The sequence below is a fragment of the Succinimonas sp. genome (genome assembly GCF_045225735.1).
Lineage (GTDB): Bacteria > Pseudomonadota > Gammaproteobacteria > Enterobacterales > Succinivibrionaceae > Succinimonas.
Map to the genome: position 1 here is coordinate 1 of NZ_JBGVBR010000231.1, position 3,661 is coordinate 3,661.

Genomic DNA, 3,661 nt, shown 5'->3' on the forward strand with positions numbered 1-3,661 from the left:
CATAGGAAATAACAAACACCTCCGCTTATACTGTTTTGAGGGAAACAATCCTTTGCATTTGTGTAATCTGTTAAGTGGGTAATATGACTGTCCTCCATCATTGATTGACGAAAGGCATCAAGCCCCAATCCTCCGGCAAACCATCGGGAAGGAATTATCATGCAAAGAAAGCGGGGATTCAGCTTTTTTGCTTGTTCAACAAACAAGTTGTAAATTGGTTTTGCTTGCCTGCTAACATTTGTTGTTTCTCCTGATACAGTATTCATCTGATATGGTGGGTTTCCGATGATAACATCAAACTTCATGTCAAAAAGCTCTTCCGGTTTGTTCAAATGAATAAGCTCGTAGGCATGAGACTCTAAACCACTCTCTCTGTCGTAGACATCCTTTGATGCCCCGCAAAAAATACATCTGCCGTTCTTCCATATATGTCGGGTATTGGAAAAACGTATATTTCCTTCGGGGGAATCAAAATGAACTACTGAATATTCAGAATCCGCGTCCTTTGAACAATAAAGGCTGCGGCGTGAAATGAGAGAGGTCAGAGTTGTTATTGCAATGCCAAAGAGCTGATTTTTAAAGATATGATTAAGGCGTTCCTGAAGATCCGGAAAAACTGGTTCCAGCCCCTTAATCAGCCGTTTTGCGATTTCCCGCAAAAACACCCCGCTCTTGCAGCAGGGATCAAGAAATTTGGTGTCCGGACTCTGAAAGAGCTCCTGCGGCAGCAGATCCAGCATCGCATTAGCGATATCAGGCGGCGTAAAAACCTCATCGCTGGACAGATTGGCCAAGCAGCAAAGGACATCCGGGTTGTAGCTTTTCGAAAACGAGGAGCTATCTGTCATAGGAATTGTCCCTCCGGTAATCAAAGACATACTGTTTCAGAAGAATTGGCTCGCACGCGCCGCCATCTAAACCGCCGGAAAACAAATCTATTTCTCCGGTCTTTTTGAAATTGTCTGAGCCGGAACCTGCAGCAAGAAGCTCAGCGAAGGAGTAATCCTTGCGCTGAATCCGGAAATCATTGAATGGAAAGGTCCATTCCGAGAACACCACTGGCCTTGCGGTATCCTTCTGATGCTCCTCAACGCACATCAAAGTCAGGGCATTCCCGCAGACAATGTTTTTGCTGAGAATGAAACGGACGGTATTTCTGCAGGCCTCATTGGCCTCAGATCCTAATACCTCGTCATACTCGCGGCTCCAGATTTCATACAGCCGTTCCCGGGCTGCCAGAACGTTATCCATCAGGAGATCAACGCCATAAATGGAGGCAACGGAAATAAGGGAGTTCTTTTCAAAGGAAAAGGGATCGAGGAGCTTTGTCCGGGGAGAAACAGAGAGCTTTCTGGCAGCGGCAAGTTTCCGTTCCAGAATGGCGGCCATGAAGTTGCCGTCACCGCAGGCAGGCTCCAAAAAACGGCTGTCCACCCGCTCTGTCTCTTGTTTAACAAGATCCAGCATGGCATTCACTTCTCTCTCGCCGGTAAATACCTCGCCATGATCGGCTACCCGCTGCCGGGATTTAATTTGTCTGGCCATGGAAGCTTCTGATAAATTTCAACATACAGAAAAAACACAGCCGTGCAAGATGAAACAGCAACGTAAATACTCGCATTTGCACTTTTCGAGTACCGTAATTAAGTGCTTTGCAGATACATACGTATTATTTCTTTAAGCCGTGGTCAAACTAGTAGTCTGACAGTGTTGAATTTTCTCAAAAAAAAAAAAAAAAAATACATTGACGAATATCACGGAATGACTAAATGCTCATAAACATTAATGATAATTTTGAATCAGTTATCATCACTGCCAATTGCGGAGGCTCTTCACCTTCATCATTATCAGGAGAAACAAACAGGGTTTGAGATGCTGGCAGAAAACGGTTTGCGATATGCTTGAGAGCTCTTTTCACAAAAGGACTGCGGGGGATAAGCGAACTCGAGTGTTTTCTTCTTTGCAGGTTTGAGGCTGTTCGGATAACTGATCAAGCCTGAGAGCTTATAAGCTATCTTTCACCATTGCATAAGAAATTGGTTACTAACGCGACAAAACAAGCATCTTAGCATGATGAGAATCAGGGGAACAATAATAGAGATGAGCGGCTATGGTTAAACGGAACAGGACCGCAATGATGCTGAGCCCTGCTCCGGCGGCCTCGCTCTAAGCTGCCGCCCTCATTTAATCTCCGATATCCAGAGACACCAGATACCAGGTCTTCTTGCCATTGGCGGTATGGGGACGGATCACTGCCGAAACCTTGCTGGCGCTATCCTCGGATTTCTCCTCGTCATGGTATTCCAGGCCGGTAACTCTGATGGAACCATCCTTTTGCTTAACAGCGCTGGTAACCTCTATTTCGCTGTAATCCTGAGTGAAGGCATCCGTGCATACGGTGTGGCCGTCATAGATAACCTTCATAAAGTTATTCAGTTCGGACTTAAGATCCTTTTCGGAAAGATCGGCGTTCAAGTAGGTTTTGGCATTCCTGATAATACGCTCCGGCCCCACATGAGCGGCAGGGGTCTCTTTGTCACCGCAGCGATCGCGCATGGACACGATTTTGTCGTTATTGATATAGTCATGGCAGATGCCGAACCACATTATCTCGTTCTTAATGATATCCTCTCTGGTTCCCTTGACACTGCATTCGCTGAAATTGGAAAGAAAAACCCCCATTTTGGCAAGTTCCTTTTGCGAGAACCCGTCGCCGGCAGCAGCGGCAGTCCCCGGCAGCGCCGCAGAAACCGCTGCGATAAAACCCAATGCCGCAATGGCTGATTTGATGCTGAACTTCATAATATAATCATCTCCCGTAGTACCACATACCACACACAAAAAAAGACTTCCGTTCCCTGTTAGTTACTCTTCTCAAGAGCGGCGCTCCCTGCAATCATGCTGCTGCCGCCCTTCAGTGTCGCTGATCTGTTAGTTTTTTAGGCTTTCTCAGGCTTTTCCAGATGCGGCTTTTCCTGTTTCCGGCTTTTCCTTTCCGGCCTTTCCCCCGGTTCGGGCCTGCCTTTGCCGTCCGCCCCAAAAACTTAACCCCGGATTCCCGGAAGGCTCTTCAGAAGGCCTCAGGAATCCGGGGATCATCTGGTGATGTCAGGGATTTCTTAAAAATTGAACTCAAACTTGTAAATGGCGTCCACCGCCTGCTCCAGAGAACTCACCCCTTCAATATAGAACTTCGGGAACATTTCATATCTGACGCGGAATTCCGAAACCGCATTGTAAAGGCCATAGCCGTAGGCCACCTGCAGCTTCGGCATGATGTACGCCGAGAGCTCCACCGAGGTTTCATCGCCGTCTCCCCGGGAATCCAGAGACATGTCCTGAAGTCCCAGCCCTTCGCCCAGTTCGGTCACAAGCCCGGAGGTCTGCATCAGACCGGCGCCCAGAAGGAGCTGCGCTGTCATGTTGCCGTTGTTGGCAGAGCTGGCATCCAGCCCCTTGCCCCTGAGCAGGTAGGACAAAGCCTCGCTCTGGGCCAGCTGCGGCTTGGAGAATATTTTGATATTTGGCCGGGAGGCGGTGCCGGTAACCGAAATGCCCACGACAATGTTGTCATTATCCATGGAACGGGGATTACGGATGGCCCGGATATCCAGATTGGGCTCAGAGGGATCGCCCACAAAGGAAATGCGGCCCTTTTCAA

Annotated in this window: 4 protein-coding genes; all 4 read right to left on the reverse strand. The window is 48.1% G+C overall.

The genetic code is table 11. The features are described from left to right. Window positions 1-848 (reverse strand): Eco57I restriction-modification methylase domain-containing protein (locus ACJROR_RS07950; protein ID WP_406546656.1); only part of this gene is annotated, 848 nt, incomplete at its 3' end. Next, window positions 838-1,545, reverse strand: coding sequence for a hypothetical protein (locus ACJROR_RS07955; protein WP_406546657.1), 708 nt, complete (start codon window positions 1,543-1,545; stop codon window positions 838-840). The genes ACJROR_RS07955 and ACJROR_RS07950, both read right to left, overlap by 11 nt. A gap of 639 nt (window positions 1,546-2,184) precedes the next feature. After that, complete coding sequence (locus tag ACJROR_RS07960; protein WP_406546658.1) at window positions 2,185-2,802, reverse strand: hypothetical protein; 618 nt, start codon at window positions 2,800-2,802, stop codon at window positions 2,185-2,187. Between the two features lie 317 nt (window positions 2,803-3,119). Beyond that, window positions 3,120-3,661, reverse strand: a 542-nt coding sequence (locus ACJROR_RS07965) for a translocation/assembly module TamB domain-containing protein (RefSeq protein WP_406546659.1), incomplete at its 5' end; no start/stop codon positions are given.

Excerpts from the sequence above, each read along its gene's own strand:
- ACJROR_RS07955 (WP_406546657.1), bottom strand. The coding sequence starts at position 1,545 with ATGGCCAGACAAATTAAATCCCGGCAGCGGGTAGCCGATCATGGCGAG.
- ACJROR_RS07960 (WP_406546658.1), bottom strand. The coding sequence starts at position 2,802 with ATGAAGTTCAGCATCAAATCAGCCATTGCGGCATTGGGTTTTATCGCA.